This window comes from Leucobacter iarius (assembly GCF_039530105.1).
GTDB lineage: Bacteria > Actinomycetota > Actinomycetes > Actinomycetales > Microbacteriaceae > Leucobacter > Leucobacter iarius.
The window spans coordinates 66,429-82,157 of the sequence record NZ_BAAAOB010000003.1; the positions used below are offsets into that span (position 1 = coordinate 66,429).

The window sequence follows — 15,729 nt, forward strand, 5'->3', positions numbered from 1 at the left end:
ACACGCGTAGTCCGGCGCAGATGCGTGCTGTTGAAGGCGAACGGGTGAACTCTGGCGGAGAGTCTCCGGCCACCAATGCGCGCACTCGCCGTCGAGTGAACGTTTGTCCACGAAATGAGCTCGCTATTCATGTACAAGCGTTCACTCGACGGCCCGGGCGCGGCCCCGCCCCGGGCCCCGGGCGCACGACCCCGCGAGAATCAGCGCGGCTAGGCGCGCTGCGACTCCACCTGGCGCAGGTCGGCCTCCAGGGCGACCCAGGCGAGCATCGCGCACTTCACGCGCATCACGAACTTCGAGACGCCCTGGAACGCGACCGCGTCGCCGAGCAGGTCCTCGTCGGGCTCGATCTCGCCCCGGGACTGGATCATCTCGCGGAACGCGTCGATCCGCTGCTGCGCGGTCTCGAGCGTGAGCCCTTCGTCGCGCGCCATCTGCGACAGCACGGACGCCGAAGCGGTCGAGATCGAGCAGCCCTGACCATCCCACGCGAGCGAATCGATCGTGCCGGTCTCGGGGTCGACGGCGATCCGCAGCGTGATCTCGTCGCCGCAGCTCGGGTTGAACTCGTGATGCGAGGCGGTGAGGTCGCCGTCGCCGCCCGCGAGCTCGCCGCGACCGATCGGCCGCTTCGAATGATCCAGGATCAGCTCCTGGTACAGCCCGTCGAGTCCGCTCATCGGGAGACCTCCACTCCGAAGTACCGCTGGGCGCCGCGGAGCGCGTCGAGGAACCGGTCGATCTCGTCCTCGGTCGTGGTCAGGTGGACGCTGGCGCGGGTGCTCGACGCGATGCCGAGCGCTCGGTGCAGCGGCTGCGCGCAGTGGTGGCCCACGCGCACCAGGATGCCCTGCTCGTCGAGGAACTGGCCCACGTCGTGCGCGTGCAGGCCCTCGACCGATACCGACGCGAGCGCGACGCGATCCCGGGTGCCCTGCGGGCCGAGCAGCCGGATCCCGGGCGTCTCGAGCACGCCGGCGACGAGCCGCTCGACGAGCTCGTGCTCGCGGGCCGCGGAGCGGGCCATGCCCACCTCCGCGGCGAAATCGAGTGCGGCACCGAGCCCCACGGCCTGCGACACCGGCTGCGTGCCGGCCTCGAAGCGGTGCGGGGCGGGCAGGAAGTCGGCGCTCTCCATGGTGACCCGGGTGATCGTCGATCCGCCCGTGCGCGCCGGGGGCAGCGCGTCGAGCATCTCGGGCCGGCCGTACAGCACGCCGATGCCGTTGGGACCGAGCGCCTTGTGCCCCGAGAAAGCGGCGAAGTCGATGCCGAGCTCGGCGAAGTCGACGGGGATGTGCGGCACCGACTGGCAGGCATCGAGCACGGTCACGGCGCCGACCTCGCGGGCGAGCGCGGCGAGCTCGGCGACGGGTGCCACGAAGCCGGTCACGTTCGAGACGTGGGCGAACGCGAAGATCCGGGTGCGCGCGTTCAGCGCGGCCCGCGCGTCGTCGAGGGTCCAGGTGCCGTCCTCCCGCGCGGGGATCCAGCGCAGGCTCGCGCCCGTCTTCGCGGCGAGCCGCTGCCAGGGGATCAGGTTCGCGTGGTGCTCCGCCTCGGTGACGAGGATCTCGTCGCCGGGCGACAGCGCGAAGCGCTCCGAGCCGGGCAGGCCGAGCCCGGCGTTCGCCTCGCCGATGCCGAGCGCGACGATGTTGAGCGCGTCGGTCGCGTTCTCGGCCCAGACGATCTGCTCGGCGGAAGCCGCGCCGACGAAGCGGGCGACGGTCGCCCGCGCGCCCTCGAACGCCTCGGTCGCCGCGCCGACGGCCCCGCTCGTGCCGCGGTGCACCGCCGCGTTCGAGTGTTCGAGGAATGCCCGTTCCGCGTCCAGCACCGCCGCGGGACGTTGCGACGTCGCGGCGGAGTCGAGGTAGGCGACCGGTCGGCCGTCGACCCGGGGGAGGTCTGCGAAGTACGGGAAGGCCGCGCGGAGTTCGGCGACCCCGTCGGCGGTGAGAGGAGGCAGCATTCCTCCATTCTCCCACCCGCACCGCGGTGTTCCGCTCGGAGCGGAACACCGGGCGTCATGCGGAGCTGCGCTGCGCGGAGACGGCTCTAGGATTGACCGGGTGACCGCTGCCGTGCTGTACGAGATCCTGCAACTCGCGGGGATCCTGGCCTTCGCCATCTCGGGCGCCCTCGTCGGCGTCCGCCGGGGCCTCGACATCCTCGGCGTGATCGTGGTCGGCAGCTTCACCGGCGTCGGCGGCGGGATCCTGCGCGACATGCTGCTCGGTGTGCATCCGCCGGTCTCGTTCACGCATTGGCCCAACCTGGCGGTCGCGGTGGCCGGCTCGCTCGCCGTGTTCTTCGTGCACCCGGGAATCACCCGGATCCGCTACTTCGAGGTCGTGTTCGACGCCTTCGGCCTGGGGTTGTTCACCGCGAACGGCGCGGCGATCGCGTTCGCCTCGGGCCAGACCCCGCTCACCGCGATCCTCGTCGGCACCATCACCGCGATCGGCGGCGGGGTGATCCGGGACGTGCTGGTCAACACCGTTCCGGGAGTGCTCACGCGTGAGCTGTACGCGGTCTCCGCGATCCTGGGCGCGGGCATCGCGGTCGGGGTCGTCGCGCTCGGCGGCAGCGAGACGCTCGCCACGGTGATCGGCGGCGCGTGCGCGATCGTGCTGCGCCTCGCCTCGCGGAAGCTGGGCTGGCACCTGCCGAAGCCCCGCATGCGCGAGACGCCCGCGACCGGAGCCTGAGCGAGGGGGCCCGGTGCGCCCGGGATCGGCGGGCCCGGATCAGTGCGCCGAGCGCCGCTCCGACTCGGGCGTGAGGAACCAGTTCGCGATGCCCGAGGCGAGCGCCAGCGCCGCGGCGACCAGCGGCACCACGAGTGCGGCCGACGTGCCCGCCTGCTCCGCGGCGGTGCCCGTGATCGCGGAGGCCGCGGACTGGCCGACGACGATGCCCGAGCCGAGCATCGTCATCACGGTCGCCGAGCGGCCCGCGGGGCTGCGCAGCGCGCCGAGGCTGTACATGGTGACGAGCAGCGGTCCGATGCCGATGCCCATGAGCGCGAGGCTCGCGAGCAGCCGGGGGATGTCGTGCGCGGTCTGCAGCAGCAGCGTTCCGGCGAGGATCATGACCGCGCACACCGGCCAGCGCAGGCGCAGCGTGAAGCTCGGGGGCAGCATGGCGATGGCGATGGCGAAGATCGCGGATCCGACGCCCATGACGCCGTAGAGGATCCCGGCCTGTTCGACCGCGCCCCGATCCTGCATGAACGAGGTGAGCCCGGTGAGCGTCGAGCCGAAGAGCACGCCGACGGTTGCGATGCCGATGACCACGATGAGGAGGCGGGGCCGCCACAGCTCCGACACCGGTGCGAGGGTCGCCGCCCGCTCCTCGGCGGACTTGGCCGGTGCGCTCGTGCGGTGCAGCGCGAACAGGGTGATGAAGATCGCCGTGAGCACCGCCGCACCGATGACCGGCGCGCCCGCGCCGAACCAGGTGGCGAGGAGCCCGACGACCACGGGGCCGAAGACGAAGATCGCCTCGTCGACCGCGGACTCGTAGGCCATCGTCGTGCTCATGACCCGGGGGCGGCGCTCGACCGGGAGGTCGCCGACCAGCGTGACGAGGCGGGAGCGCGACATGGGCGAGGCCTGCGGCGCCGAAGCGCCGACGAGGAACGCGCCGACGAACATGGCCCAGACGGGCAGCTCGCTGTACGCCAGCCAGGCGAAGAGCAGCAGCGCGACGCTGTTGACGGCCCCGGCGATGAGCAGGGTGGGACGCTGGCCGAAACGGTCGGCGGCTGCGCCGATGAGCGGGCCGACGCAGGCCGTGCCGAGGCCGACCATCGCGGAGTTGATGCCGCCGAGTTCGACCGAGCCGCGCGCCGCCACCACGAGGGTCAGCACGCCGATCACCATCATGGCGAAGGGGAGGCGCGCCACCATGGCGAGCGGGAAGTACCCGAGCCCTGCGAGGGAGACGAGGGTCGGGGACTGAGGCGATTTGTGCATAGCCGACCGAGTATAGCAGCGCGGTCCCGTCGCCCATCGGGCGATGGACGACGGGACCGCGACGGGTGCTCGGGGCGGGACCCCTACTGGGCGGGCAGCGCGACGCCCTGCTCGGTCAGGAACGTCCGGAACGCGGCGGCATCGTTGGGAGCGCCCGTGAACGGCACGCCGTTCACGACGGCGAAGGGGGTGCCGGTCACCGCCAGCTGCGGATCCACCGCGTTCGGCACGTGCGTGGACAGCGTGTACTGGTTCATCGCCTGTGCGAACGGCACGAAGCGCTGGTCGGTGATGCACGACTTGAGGGCGGCGCTCGCGCCGCCGGTCGCGCGCTCGACCTGCGCGATCAGCTGCTCGTCGGTGAGGCCTCCCGTGTTCTCGGGAGGCTGCACCTCGGCGGTCAGCAGCGATCGGTACAGCGGCCAGGCGCCCTTGGGATCCTCCTGCACCGTGCAGGCGAACGCGCCCGCCGCGCGCGACGAGTACTGGGTGCCGGCGGACACCTTGTCGAGGAAGGTCAGCGGGTGCACCTCGAGGGTCGCGGAGCCGCTCTGCACGACCTGCTGCAGGAGATCGGCGTTCGTCTCCTCGAAGATGCGGCAGACGGGGCAGCGGAAGTCGACGTAGAGCAGGACGTCCGCGGTCTTGCCATCGCGCGCGACCTTCGAGGGGACCGGGGTCTCACCGGAACCGAGCGCCGGTGTCTCGGCCGGGATCAGATCCTTGCCGAACACGACGCCGCCGCTCTGCATCCCTGCGGGTCCGGACGCGTCCGCGCTCGGCGAGGCGCCTCCGGAGCCGTCGTTCTCCTGGGACCCGCTCGACGACTCGGAACCGCCGGAGCCCTGGATCATCGCCTGCCCGACGCCCACGACGAGGGAGGCACCGAAGAGCGCGATGCCGAGCACCATGGCGAGCGCGCCGGTGATGATGCCCGAGAGGGAGAAGCCCTTCGGCTGCTTGCGCACGAGCGCGACGATGCCGAGCACGAGGCCGGCGAGGCCGACGAGGATCGCGAGCCCTGAGACGGCGGCGGCCGCGAAGCCGCCGACCGCGGCGAGCACGACGATGGCTCCGAGGCCGAGCAGCAGGCCGAGCGAGCCGAGCACCAGCGCCGCCGTCGACAGTCCGCTCCTGCTCTGCGCCGCCGCGGCGTAGGGGTGGGGCGGCGGAACGGGCGCACCGGGCGGAACGGACGCGCCGGGCTGCGGCGAGGGAACGGGCGAGGGCTGCTCGTCGGGAGTCGGAGGCTGGGAATCGCTCATGGCGGCAATTCTGCCAGGCGGAGCTGCGCGCCTACGATTGACGCATGCTCATCATCGCGGGGACCCCCATCGGCAACCTCGGGGACGCGTCGCAGCGCCTGCGCGACACGCTCGCCTCGGCCTCCGCGATCGCGGCGGAGGACACTCGGCACACCGGGCAGCTGCTGCGCCTGCTGGGCATCGAGAGCCGGCCGGAGCTGATCGCTCTGCACGACCACAACGAGCGCGACCGGGCGGCCTCGCTCGTCGAGCGGGCCGAGCACGAAGACATCGTGCTCGTGAGCGACGCGGGCATGCCGACCGTGTCGGATCCGGGCTTCCGCGTGGTGCAGCTCGCCGCCGAGCGCGGGGTGCTGGTCACCTCGGTGCCCGGGCCGAGCGCCGTGCTCACCGCGCTCGCGGTCTCGGGGCTCCCGACCGACCGATTCGCGTTCGAGGGATTCCTGCCGCGCAAGTCGGGGGAGCGCGCCCGCGCCCTCGCCGCCCTCGCGCCCGAGCGGCGCACCCTCGTGTTCTTCGAGGCGCCGAGCCGGATCGCGGACGCCCTCGGCGCCATGGCGGAGGCCTTCGGCCCCGAGCGGCCCGCGGCCGTCTGCCGCGAGCTGACCAAACTCCACGAGGAGGTGCGTCGCGGCGGGCTCGCCGAGCTCGCGAGCTGGGCCGAGGACGGGGTGCGCGGCGAGATCGTCGTGGTCGTGGCCGGAGCGCCCGAGACCGTCGTATCGCCGGCCGACGCGCTGGCCGAGGTGCAGCGTCGCGTCGCGTCGGGCGATCGCCTCAAGGACGCGTCCCGCGAGGTCGCCGCGGCGACCGGACTGTCGGCGCGCGAGCTCTACGCCGCCGCGCTCGCCGCACGGAGCGCCTGAACCGTCCGGGCGTTCCCGGCTACGCCCCGCGACCGCCGGCCGCGTAGTCGTCCGCGGGCTCCTGGCCGCTGAGCTCGCGGATCGCGGCCATGATCCGCTCGGTCGCCTCCCTGCGCGCCCGCCCGCCGGGCAGCCCGGCCAGATCGTCGAGCGGGATCGGTGCGCCGAACCGGAGCTCGACGCGCGGCGCGCGCCCGGTCGCGGGATCCCGGAGCGAGCGATCGGTGCCGATGAGACCGACGGGAACGACGGTCGCGCCCGTTTCGAGCGCCATCCAGGCCGCGCCGCCGCGCCCTCGGTAGAGCCGGCCGTCGCGCGAGCGGCTGCCCTCGGGGAACACCGCGAACACCCGGCCGGCAGCGAGCACGTCGCGTCCGGCGTCGAGCGCGGCCTGCGCGGCGGATCCGGCGGAGCGATGCACCGGGATCGCGCCGATTCCGCGGAAGAACCAGCCCCCGATGCGCGAGGAGAACAACGACTCCTTCGCGAGGAACTGCACCTGGCGCGGCGCGAACGAGGGGATCAGGATCGTGTCGAGGCCGCTGAGATGGTTGCTCGCCAGCAGCACCGGACCCGCGACGGGCACGTGCTCGCGGCCGGATACCCGGGGGCGGAAGCGCAGGCGCAGGAGCGGGCGGAGCACGGCGCGCCCGATGAAGAAGACGGGCCCGGGGCGTGCGGAATCTGCTGCGGGATCGGACACGCCACGAGCCTAATCGCAGGTGCGCCCCCGGGCCGGGTGACCGATCGGCCTGTCCGGGGTGATCATCGGCGGGTCCCTGGCACGACGCTCAGGCGGGGCCGGGGAAACTCCGGCATGATGGAGGAAAACCGTGCCTCGACCGTAAGGATCCGTGTTCGTGAAGCGTCTGAGCCTCCTCATTCCCGCAGCCCTCGTGCTGCCCCTGGCCCTCGCCGGCTGCACCGCTCAGGCGGCCCCCGGCATGCCAAAGGACTGCACGCCCGCGGGCGACGCCAGCAAGTCGGTCCAGGTCGAGGGCGACTTCGGCAAGACGCTGAAGCTCACCTCCAAGACCCCGCTCAAGGCCAAGGAGCTCGAGCGCTCGGTGCTGATCGAGGGCAAGGGCGACACCACGGCGAAGGGCGGCGGCGTCTCCGCAGCGGTCACCCTGTTCAACGGCCGCACCGGCAAGGTCGTCCAGGCGATCCCCGAGACCCCGCTCATGAACGACGCGCAGCAGCTGCCCAACTGGGCCTACCAGGCGGTGCGCTGCTCGGTGAAGGGCCAGCGCGTCGCGATGGCGATGCCCGCGAGCGACCTCGCCAACGGGCAGCCCGCCTCCTCGCTCGGGATCCCCGACCTCAAGGACGGCGACTCGATCCTCGCGGTCATCGACGTCACCAAGCAGCAGCCGGGCACGCTCTCGGAGAGCAAGCTGCTCAAGAAGGCCGAGGGCACCGCGAAGAAGGCGCCCGAGGGCTTCCCGACCGTGAAGCTGGCCGAGAACGGCGAGCCGACGATCACGATCCCCAAGGGTGTGAAGCCGCCGACGACCCTCAAGACCGCCACGGTCATCGAGGGCAAGGGCGAGACCGTCAAGCCGGGCGACCGCGTCTACGTCAACTACCGCGGCGTGATCTGGAGCACGGGCAAGGAGTTCGATTCGAGCTGGAGCCGCGGCAAGCCCGCCGACTTCCTCACCACCGGCGTGATCGGCGGATTCCAGAAGGCGCTCGAGGGCCAGAAGGTCGGTTCGCAGATCATCTCGGTCGTCCCGGCCGCGCTGGATCAGGGCGGCTACGGGCCCCAGAAGCTGCAGGAGATGGGTCACAAGCCGGACGACGTCATGGTCTTCGTGCTCGACATCCTCGGAACCGTCCACGAGAAGTAGTCCCGTGCGCCGCATCGTCATCCTCGGCTCGACCGGTTCGATCGGCGAGCAGGCGCTCGACGTGGTCCGCCGCAACCCCTCGCGATTCCAGGTCGTCGGCCTGGTCGCGGGGTCGCAGGCGGACCGCGTCCGCGCGCAGGCCGAGGAGTTCAACGTCGAGCACACCGGGCTCGGCGCCGACGAGGCGGTGCAGCTGATCCGCGAGGTGCCGGCGGACGTGGTGCTCAACGGCATCACTGGATCGGTCGGGCTCGGCCCGACTGTCGCCGCGCTCGAAGCGGGGCGCACGCTCGCCCTCGCCAACAAGGAATCCCTGATCGTCGGTGGCGATCTGGTGACGGGGCTCGCGGCTCCCGGCCAGATCGTCCCGGTCGATTCTGAGCACTCGGCGATCGCGCAGGCGCTCCGCTCCGGCTCCGAGCACGAGGTGCGACGCCTCGTGCTCACCGCGTCCGGCGGGCCGTTCCGCGGGCGGAGCCGCGAATCGCTGCGTGGCGTGACCCCGGCGGAAGCGCTGAACCACCCGACCTGGAACATGGGACGGGTCGTCACGACCAATTCCGCGACCCTGGTCAACAAGGGCCTCGAAGTGATCGAGGCGCACCTGCTCTTCGGCGTCTCGTACGGCGACATCGAGGTGGTGGTGCACCCGCAGTCGGTCGTGCACTCGATGGTCGAGTTCATCGACGGATCGACCATCGCGCAGGCCTCGCCGCCCGATATGCGTCTGCCCATCGCGCTCGGTCTCACCTGGCCGGGCCGCCTGGCGAACGTCGGCGCACCGATCGACTGGACTCGCGCGACGAGCTGGGACTTCGAGCCGCTCGACGCCGAGGCGTTCCCGGCCGTCGACCTCGCCAAGGAGGTCGGGCGCGCCCGACGCAGCTACCCCGCGGTCTACAACGCCGCCAACGAGGAGGCGGTGGATGCGTTCCACGACGGGCGCATCGGCTTCCTCGACATCGTCGACACCGTGCGCGACGTCCTGGAAGCGCACGAAGCGCCCGCCCAGCTCACCCTCGACGCGCTGCCTGAGATCGAGCGCTGGGCGCGCGAGCGCGCGCAGATCGTCATCTCGGCGCGCGCGGGGCGGCGCTGATCCTGCGACTCCTCCGTCGCGCAGGATGACGGTTGGCTCCTCCGTCGCTCGGGAGGACGGCGGTTACCGCTTCGGCGCGCGGGGTTTCTTCGGCTTCGGCGCGGGGAGCGCGTCAGCGGTCACCCGGGTGAGCTCCTCGAGCCAGTCGCGATCCTCCCAGCGGTCGCCGCCGATCAGGTAGTACATCTTCGAACCGGGGTAGGCCTCGGACTCCTCGACCGGACCGAAACCCTCGAGCCACGTTCGCCCCTCGGGCGTCGGCTTGATGAGCAGCTCGTCATCGCAGATGAAGGCGATCACCTTCTCGTCGCGATAGAGCGCGTACTCGCCGAACATGGCCTTGGTGCGGAAGATCGGCGCGCGGCCGAGCTGATCCATGAGGAACTCGATCGTTTCGGGCCTGGTGCTCATGCTCGGAGTGTAGTCCCCGCGATTCGCAGCGGCTCCGGATCCCGGCCACAGCCCGACCACAGCGCGCGGGCGGTACGCTGAACCGGTGTTCGATGTGCTGCTCTACGTGCTCGGGATCCTGATCATCCTCGTCGGGCTCGCCGTGTCCATCGGACTGCACGAGATCGGTCACCTGGTCCCCGCGAAGCTGTTCGGGGTCAAGGTCACGCAGTACATGATCGGCTTCGGACGCACCATCTGGTCGCGTCGCAAGGGTGAGACCGAGTACGGCGTCAAGATGATCCCGCTCGGCGGCTACATCTCGATGATCGGCATGTTCCCGCCGTCCAAACCGGGGGAGGCTCCGCGGGAGTCGACCACCGGGTTCCTGAACTCCGTGGTCCAGGAGGGCGCGCCGCGCCGGGGCGTGGCCGGGATGGTGGACGAGGCGAGGCTCGCGAGCGCCGAGACCATCGAAGTGGGCGAGGACTCGCGGACCTTCTACCGGTTGCCGTCCTGGAAGCGCATCATCATCATGCTCGGCGGGCCGTTCATGAACCTCGTGCTCGCGTTCGTCTTCTTCGCGATCGTGCTGTGCGGGTTCGGCGTGCCGCAGAACAGCACGACCCTCGGCTCGGTGAACGAGTGCCTGAAGTCCGCGTCGCAGAGCGGGGAGACCGCCTGCAGCGCGAACGACCCCGAAGCTCCCGCGGCCGCGGCCGGTCTGCGCCCCGGCGACAAGATCCTGTCGATCGACGGCACCGCGGTCCGTGATTGGAACGCGTTCCGCGACACCGTCAGCGCATCGCCCGGCCGCACCCTCTCGATCGAGATCCAGCGCGACGGCGAGACGAAGCAGCTCTCGCTCACTCCCGTCACCAACACGCGCGTCGTGACCGACGCGAACGGTCAGACGGTCAAGAACTCCGACGGCTCCGCGAAGACGGAGCAGGTCGGCATGGTCGGCGCGACTCCCGCGTCGGAGCTCGTGCAGCAGCCGATCACCGAGGTGCCCGGCTTCGTCGGCGACAACGTCGTGCGCGTCGCGGGGGTCGTCGTCGGGCTTCCCCAGCGCATGGTCGACGTGTGGAACGCGGCCTTCGGGCCGGAGCAGCGGGACCCGAACGGCCCCATGAGCGTCGTCGGAGTCGGACGGCTCGCGGGCGAGATCGTGAGCACCGACGCCCCGGTCGCGGCGAAGGCGCAGGTCATGTTCGGCCTGCTGGGATCACTGAACGTCGCGCTGTTCGTGTTCAACCTGGTCCCGCTCATGCCGCTCGACGGCGGCCACGTCGCCGGTGCGATCTACGAGGCGATCAAGCGCGGCATCGCCCGCCTGCGCCGCAAGCCCGATCCGGGGCCCGTCGATACCGCCAAGATGGTCCCGATCACCTTCGGCGTCGTGATCGTGCTCGGGGCGATGACCGTGCTGCTCGTCTACGCGGACCTGGTGAAGCCCATCTCGTTCTTCGGCTGAGCGGAACGCCGGTCGCGCTCGGAGGCGCCCAGGCGGCGCTCGGTAGTGTGGTCGCATGTCTGACGATCCGAACCCGGTCGCACCGGCCCGTCGCCGGCCGGCCCGCCGCACCCGGCTCGCGATCACGCTGAGCGTCGTCGCGCTCCTGCTCATCGGCGGGGGAGCGGCCGCCGCGTTCGCGTTCATGCCGCACCCCGTCGAGCCGAAGCCGAAAGCCTCCTCCTCCGCGACCCCGTCGCCGAGCGCCTCGTCGAAGCCCACCACTCCGGACGTCCCGAAACCGATCTCGGTGATCGCGATGGGCGACATGCTGCCGCACGACTCGGTCAACCAGAACGCCAAGCAGGCCGACGGCACCTGGAACTACGGCCAGTTCTTCACCGGGATCACGAAGGAGCTCGACGCTGCGGACGTCCGCTTCTGCAATCAGGAGGTGCCGAGCGCCGGCGTGGAGTTCGGGATCAGCGGCTACCCGACGTTCAACGCGCCGACCGAGTTCGCGCGGGACCTGCGCAAGACCGTCGGCTGCGACCTCGTGAACACCGCGACGAACCACACCGCCGACAAGGGGGTCGAGGGGATCGCCGCGACCCGCAAGGCCTGGGACACGCTGAAGCCCGCCATCGTCGACGGCGCCAACCGCAGCGCGCAGGAGCAGCAGACGGTCCCGATCTTCGAGAAGGACGGTGTGAAGATCGCCCTCGTCTCGTTCGCGGAGTACTCGAACGCGCCGATCGACGGCGTCTCCCTGAACCTCATGAGCAACGACGCCCTCGTGACGCAGCTGATGGCACAGGCGCGGAAGCAGGCCGACGTCGTGATCGTGTCGGCGCACTGGGGTACCGAGGACTCGCACGAGGTGAACGATCAGCAGCGCGGGTTCGCGCAGAAGGTCGCGAACCTCGGGGCCGACGTGGTGATCGGGACCGGGCCGCACGTGCTGCAGCCCGTCGCCTGGCTCGATCGCTCGGGCGGCGGTCGCACCCTCGTCTGGTACTCGATCGGCAACATGCTGAACACGCAGATCGCGCTCGACCAGCGCACGGGCCTGATCGCCAGGTTCGAGCTCGCCCGCGCGAAGGCGGGCGGCCCCGTCACCGTGCAGAACCCGACCGGGGTGCTCACCTACATGCACTACGACTGGACCGCGGAGGACGAGGCGGCGAACCGGCTCGACGCACGGAAGAACCTGTCGATCACGCCGCTCGCCGACTCCGCTTCGCTGCTGTCGCGGACCCGCTTCGGCGTGACGCCCGCGCAGCAGGCCGAGGCGTCCGCGAAGATCCTCGGCCCCGACGTGAAGCTGGAGCCCCGCTAGCGTGCGCGGGATCCGGGTGCTGTCCGCTGTCGCCGCCTGCGCGGTGCTCGCGAACACGCTGCTGGCCTGCGCCCAGGAGCCCGAGCGCTCGGTGTCGAAGCCGAGCAGCGCCGCACCGAGCACGTCGTCGCCTGCTCCGAAACCGAAGCCGACGACGCCCGCCTTCGACCGAGCGGCGCACTCCATCGACGACCCGCAGTCGATCTGGGTCGTGAGCAACAAGCGACGAGCCCTGAAGCCCGTCGACTTCGCTCCGAGCGACCTGGCGATGCCCGAGGGCGTCGAGAATGAGTTCGCGCAGCCGCTGCGGGCGCCCGCAGCCGCTGCCGTGGTGCAACTGATCCGGGGTGCCGAGCAGGCCGGGCTCAAGGTCCGGATCATCAGCGCCTACCGCGATTACGCCACCCAGGTGACGCTCTACGACCGATACGTCGAGCGCGACGGGAAGCAGCAGGCCGACACCTACTCGGCGCGGCCGGGGCACTCGGAGCACCAGACCGGCCTCGCGGTCGACCTCGACGATTTCGGCGACTGCTACCTGGCCGCCTGCTTCGGGCAGACGCCGGCGGGCGCGTGGATCGCCGCGCACGCCGCGGAGTACGGCTTCGTGATCCGGTACCCCGAGGGGAAGCAGGGCGTCACGGGATTCATGCCCGAGCCCTGGCACCTGCGCTACGTCGGTCCCGAGCTCGCCGCCGAGATGAAGCGCACCGGGGTCACGACGCTCGAGGAGTTCTTCGGGCTTCCGGCGGCCCCCGACTACGCGACGCCGTAGCCCGGCGTATCCGCGTTCGAGGGCGCGCACAGCCCGCGCCGGTAGAATCCTGCTCGTGGCAGCAATCAACCTGGGCATGCCCTCGGTTCCCGAGGTCCTCTCCCCGCGACGCACATCCCGCCAGATCCGCGTGGGTTCCGTGATGGTGGGAGGCGACGCGCCGGTCTCGGTGCAGTCGATGACCACCACGCCCACGACCGACATCAACGCGACGCTGCAGCAGATCGCCGAGCTCACGGCCGCGGGCTGCGACATCGTGCGCGTCGCCTGCCCGAGCCGCGATGACGCCGAGGCGCTGCCGATCATCGCGATGAAGAGCCAGATCCCGGTGATCGCGGACATCCACTTCCAGCCGAACTACGTGTTCGCCGCGATCGACGCGGGCTGCGCCGCGGTGCGCGTGAACCCCGGCAACATCCGCAAGTTCGATGATCAGGTCGGCGAGATCGCGCGACGCGCGAAGGCCGCCGGCGTCTCGCTGCGCATCGGCGTCAACGCCGGATCCCTCGACCCGCGCCTGCTGCAGAAGTACGGCAAGGCGACGCCCGAGGCGCTCGTCGAGAGCGCGGTCTGGGAGGCGTCGCTGTTCGAGGAGCACGACTTCCACGACTTCAAGATCTCGGTGAAGCACAACGACCCGATCGTCATGGTCAAGGCGTACCGCCAGCTCGCCGAGCGCGGCGATTGGCCGCTGCACCTCGGGGTCACCGAGGCGGGTCCCGCGTTCCAGGGCACGATCAAGAGCGCGACCGCGTTCGGGATCCTGCTCTCCGAGGGCATCGGCGACACGATCCGCGTCTCGCTGTCTGCGCCCCCGGTCGAGGAGGTCAAGGTCGGTCTGCAGATCCTGCAGTCGCTGAATCTGCGCGAGCGGAAGCTCGAGATCGTCTCGTGCCCCTCGTGCGGTCGGGCCCAGGTGGACGTCTACACGCTGGCGGAAGAGGTCACGAAGGGCCTCGAGGGCATGAGCGTGCCGCTGCGCGTCGCCGTCATGGGCTGCGTCGTGAACGGCCCCGGCGAGGCGCGCGAGGCGGATCTCGGGGTCGCGTCCGGCAACGGCAAGGGCCAGATCTTCGTCAAGGGCGAGGTCATCAAGACCGTGCCCGAGCACGAGATCGTCGCGACTCTGATCGAGGAGGCCAATCGGATCGCGGCCGAGATGCCGAACGCCGAGTCGGGGAGCCCCGAGGTCGTCACGCTGTAGCGGCGAGCGGCTCCGCGTCGTCGGCCTCGGCGGCCGAGAGCGAGATCCTGCCCGTCGCGATGTCCGCGGCGGTCACGCGCACCTCGATCCGGGTCCCGGGCGTCGCGTCGGCGATCTCCGCGCTCGCGACGACGGGCGGGTCGTCGAGCAGCAGGCGGGCTCGGCTCGGGCTCGCGTCCACCACCAGGGCCGTGCGCAGCTCGCCCAGGCTCGGCGCGAGCAGCGCCGCCTCGATGCGGTCGAGCGCCGAGGCCTCGGCTCGTGAGGCGCGCTGAGTCGAAGCACGCATCAGCTCCGGAAGCTCCGGGAGGCTCGTCCGCGCCCACTCCGGGATCGGGGTTCCGGCGCTGATCGCCGCACAGATCGCCAGGCCCCAGCGATCGACGAGGCGGCGCAGGGGAGCGGTCACGTGGGCGTACGGCGCGGCGATCGCCGCCTGCGACGGCTGCTCGGGGACGGCGCCGTCGAACGGGGTGTAGCCGGCGCCGCGGAACAGCGCCGAGGCCGCCTGCAGCAGAGGCACGGACTCGGGCGCCGCGCCGTCGATGCCGTGCAGGAACTCGCCGTACTCGACGTCGGGCGCCCACGGGTGGCCCAGGGCGGCGACCTGCGATCGGAAGCGGGCGATGGCCGCCTCGTCCGGCTTCGGCATGGTGCGCAGGATCCCGGTGCCGCCCGCGAGCATGAGCTCGGCGGCGGCCATGCCGGTGAGCAGCGAGAGCTGGGCGTTCCAGTCCTCGACGGGGAGCACGCTCCGGCGCTCGATCCGATATCCGTCCGCCGGGTCCTCGACGACCTCCTCCTCGGGCATCGGCAGGCTCGCCCCGCCGCGTGCCCGCTCCTGGGCGATGCGGAGCTCGCCCACTTCGCGCAGCAGGAGCAGCTGCTCGTCGGCCCGGCCGCCGTCGATCTCCCGCTGGGCGCTCGCGTAGTCGCGCTGCGCGCGGGAGCGGATCAGGGCGCGCTCCACTCGGGCGTCGGTTTGCGCGCCATCGGCGTCGAGCTCGATCGTCCAGACGTAGGCGGGGCGCTCCTCGGCGGGGAGGAGCGATGCGCGCCCCTCGCTGAGCGAGCGGGGGTGCAGGGGGATCGAGCCGTCGGGGAGGTAGATCGTCTGCCCGCGGAGGCGGGCCTCGGCGTCCAGGGCGCCGCCCGGACGGACGAAGCCGGGTACATCGGCGATCGCGTAGCGCACCGTGACGCCGCGGCGACTCTTCGTGAGGTGGAACGCCTGGTCGAGGTCCTTCGACCCGAGGGGATCGAGCGTGCTGAACGGGATGTCGCGCAGGTCGTTCCCCGGGTCCTCGGGGCGCGTCGACGCCGCCTCGGCGAGCGCTTCGGGCGAGAACTCGCCGGGGAGCTCGAGCTCGTCGCGGAGCGCGGCGAGGCTCTGTTCGAGCGCGGCGCGCTCGTCGGCTGCGGTGGGGACTCGGGGGAGGGAGACGTGCCGGCTGGGCATGGGCTCAGCCTAGCCCGACCAGGCTCATCACCCATGATTT

Annotated in this window: 15 protein-coding genes; 8 read left to right on the forward strand and 7 right to left on the reverse strand. The window is 71.5% G+C overall.

The window, feature by feature from the left end:
* Window positions 1-209 precede the first annotated feature (209 nt).
* Entirely contained in the window at window positions 210-680 is a 471-nt protein-coding gene (gene sufU, locus ABD169_RS11975) for a Fe-S cluster assembly sulfur transfer protein SufU (RefSeq protein WP_344032524.1), read from the reverse strand.
* Window positions 677-1,975, reverse strand: coding sequence for an aminotransferase class V-fold PLP-dependent enzyme (locus tag ABD169_RS11980; protein ID WP_344032526.1), 1,299 nt, complete (start codon window positions 1,973-1,975; stop codon window positions 677-679). Before ABD169_RS11980 ends, sufU begins: the two co-directional genes overlap by 4 nt.
* Window positions 1,976-2,075: 100 nt before the next feature.
* Between ABD169_RS11980 and ABD169_RS11985 the strand changes: the two genes are divergently transcribed.
* Entirely contained in the window at window positions 2,076-2,714 is a 639-nt protein-coding gene (locus tag ABD169_RS11985) for a trimeric intracellular cation channel family protein (RefSeq protein WP_197074120.1), read from the forward strand.
* Between the two features lie 39 nt (window positions 2,715-2,753).
* Here the strand turns inward: ABD169_RS11985 and ABD169_RS11990 are convergent, their stop codons facing one another.
* Together ABD169_RS11990 and ABD169_RS11995 are read right to left on the reverse strand one after the other, a co-directional pair.
* Window positions 2,754-3,983, reverse strand: coding sequence for an MFS transporter (locus ABD169_RS11990; protein ID WP_344032529.1), 1,230 nt, complete (start codon window positions 3,981-3,983; stop codon window positions 2,754-2,756).
* 83 nt (window positions 3,984-4,066) lie between these two features.
* Window positions 4,067-5,248, reverse strand: a complete 1,182-nt coding sequence (locus tag ABD169_RS11995; RefSeq protein WP_344032531.1) for a DsbA family protein — start codon at window positions 5,246-5,248, stop codon at window positions 4,067-4,069.
* Between the two features lie 44 nt (window positions 5,249-5,292).
* On the opposite strand from ABD169_RS11995, the gene rsmI reads away from it, so the two are divergent.
* On the forward strand, window positions 5,293-6,114 hold the full coding sequence (rsmI, locus tag ABD169_RS12000) for a 16S rRNA (cytidine(1402)-2'-O)-methyltransferase (RefSeq protein ID WP_344032533.1): 822 nt from the start codon (window positions 5,293-5,295) through the stop codon (window positions 6,112-6,114).
* A gap of 19 nt (window positions 6,115-6,133) precedes the next feature.
* Here rsmI and ABD169_RS12005 read toward each other — a convergent pair whose 3' ends face one another.
* Window positions 6,134-6,817, reverse strand: coding sequence for a lysophospholipid acyltransferase family protein (locus ABD169_RS12005; protein WP_344032535.1), 684 nt, complete (start codon window positions 6,815-6,817; stop codon window positions 6,134-6,136).
* A 157-nt stretch (window positions 6,818-6,974) separates the two neighbouring features.
* Here ABD169_RS12005 and ABD169_RS12010 point away from each other — a divergent pair, with 157 nt between their 5' ends.
* On the forward strand, window positions 6,975-7,967 hold the full coding sequence (locus ABD169_RS12010) for an FKBP-type peptidyl-prolyl cis-trans isomerase (protein ID WP_344032536.1): 993 nt from the start codon (window positions 6,975-6,977) through the stop codon (window positions 7,965-7,967).
* A gap of 4 nt (window positions 7,968-7,971) precedes the next feature.
* A complete protein-coding gene (gene dxr / locus ABD169_RS12015; protein ID WP_344032538.1) occupies window positions 7,972-9,066 on the forward strand; it encodes a 1-deoxy-D-xylulose-5-phosphate reductoisomerase in 1,095 nt (364 codons plus the stop codon).
* Between the two features lie 63 nt (window positions 9,067-9,129).
* Here the strand turns inward: dxr and ABD169_RS12020 are convergent, their stop codons facing one another.
* Window positions 9,130-9,477 carry a TfoX/Sxy family protein gene (locus ABD169_RS12020; RefSeq protein ID WP_344032540.1) on the reverse strand — a complete coding sequence of 116 codons (348 nt, stop codon included), beginning with the start codon at window positions 9,475-9,477 and terminating at the stop codon, window positions 9,130-9,132.
* Between the two features lie 85 nt (window positions 9,478-9,562).
* On the opposite strand from ABD169_RS12020, the gene ABD169_RS12025 reads away from it, so the two are divergent.
* The 4 genes from ABD169_RS12025 to ispG all read left to right on the forward strand — a co-directional run bounded on the left by ABD169_RS12025 (window position 9,563) and on the right by ispG (window position 14,230).
* Window positions 9,563-10,933, forward strand: a complete 1,371-nt coding sequence (locus ABD169_RS12025) for a M50 family metallopeptidase (RefSeq protein WP_344032542.1) — start codon at window positions 9,563-9,565, stop codon at window positions 10,931-10,933.
* Between the two features lie 55 nt (window positions 10,934-10,988).
* Window positions 10,989-12,251, forward strand: a complete 1,263-nt coding sequence (locus ABD169_RS12030) for a CapA family protein (RefSeq protein WP_344032544.1) — start codon at window positions 10,989-10,991, stop codon at window positions 12,249-12,251.
* A gap of 16 nt (window positions 12,252-12,267) precedes the next feature.
* Window positions 12,268-13,026 carry a M15 family metallopeptidase gene (locus ABD169_RS12035; protein WP_344032545.1) on the forward strand — a complete coding sequence of 253 codons (759 nt, stop codon included), beginning with the start codon at window positions 12,268-12,270 and terminating at the stop codon, window positions 13,024-13,026.
* Window positions 13,027-13,102: 76 nt separating this feature from the next.
* Entirely contained in the window at window positions 13,103-14,230 is a 1,128-nt protein-coding gene (gene ispG / locus ABD169_RS12040; RefSeq protein ID WP_046455141.1) for a flavodoxin-dependent (E)-4-hydroxy-3-methylbut-2-enyl-diphosphate synthase, read from the forward strand.
* On the opposite strand, the gene ABD169_RS12045 is transcribed toward ispG, so the two are convergent.
* Window positions 14,220-15,689 carry an RNB domain-containing ribonuclease gene (locus tag ABD169_RS12045; protein ID WP_344032548.1) on the reverse strand — a complete coding sequence of 490 codons (1,470 nt, stop codon included), beginning with the start codon at window positions 15,687-15,689 and terminating at the stop codon, window positions 14,220-14,222. The genes ispG and ABD169_RS12045 overlap by 11 nt on opposite strands.
* Window positions 15,690-15,729: the final 40 nt, after the last annotated feature.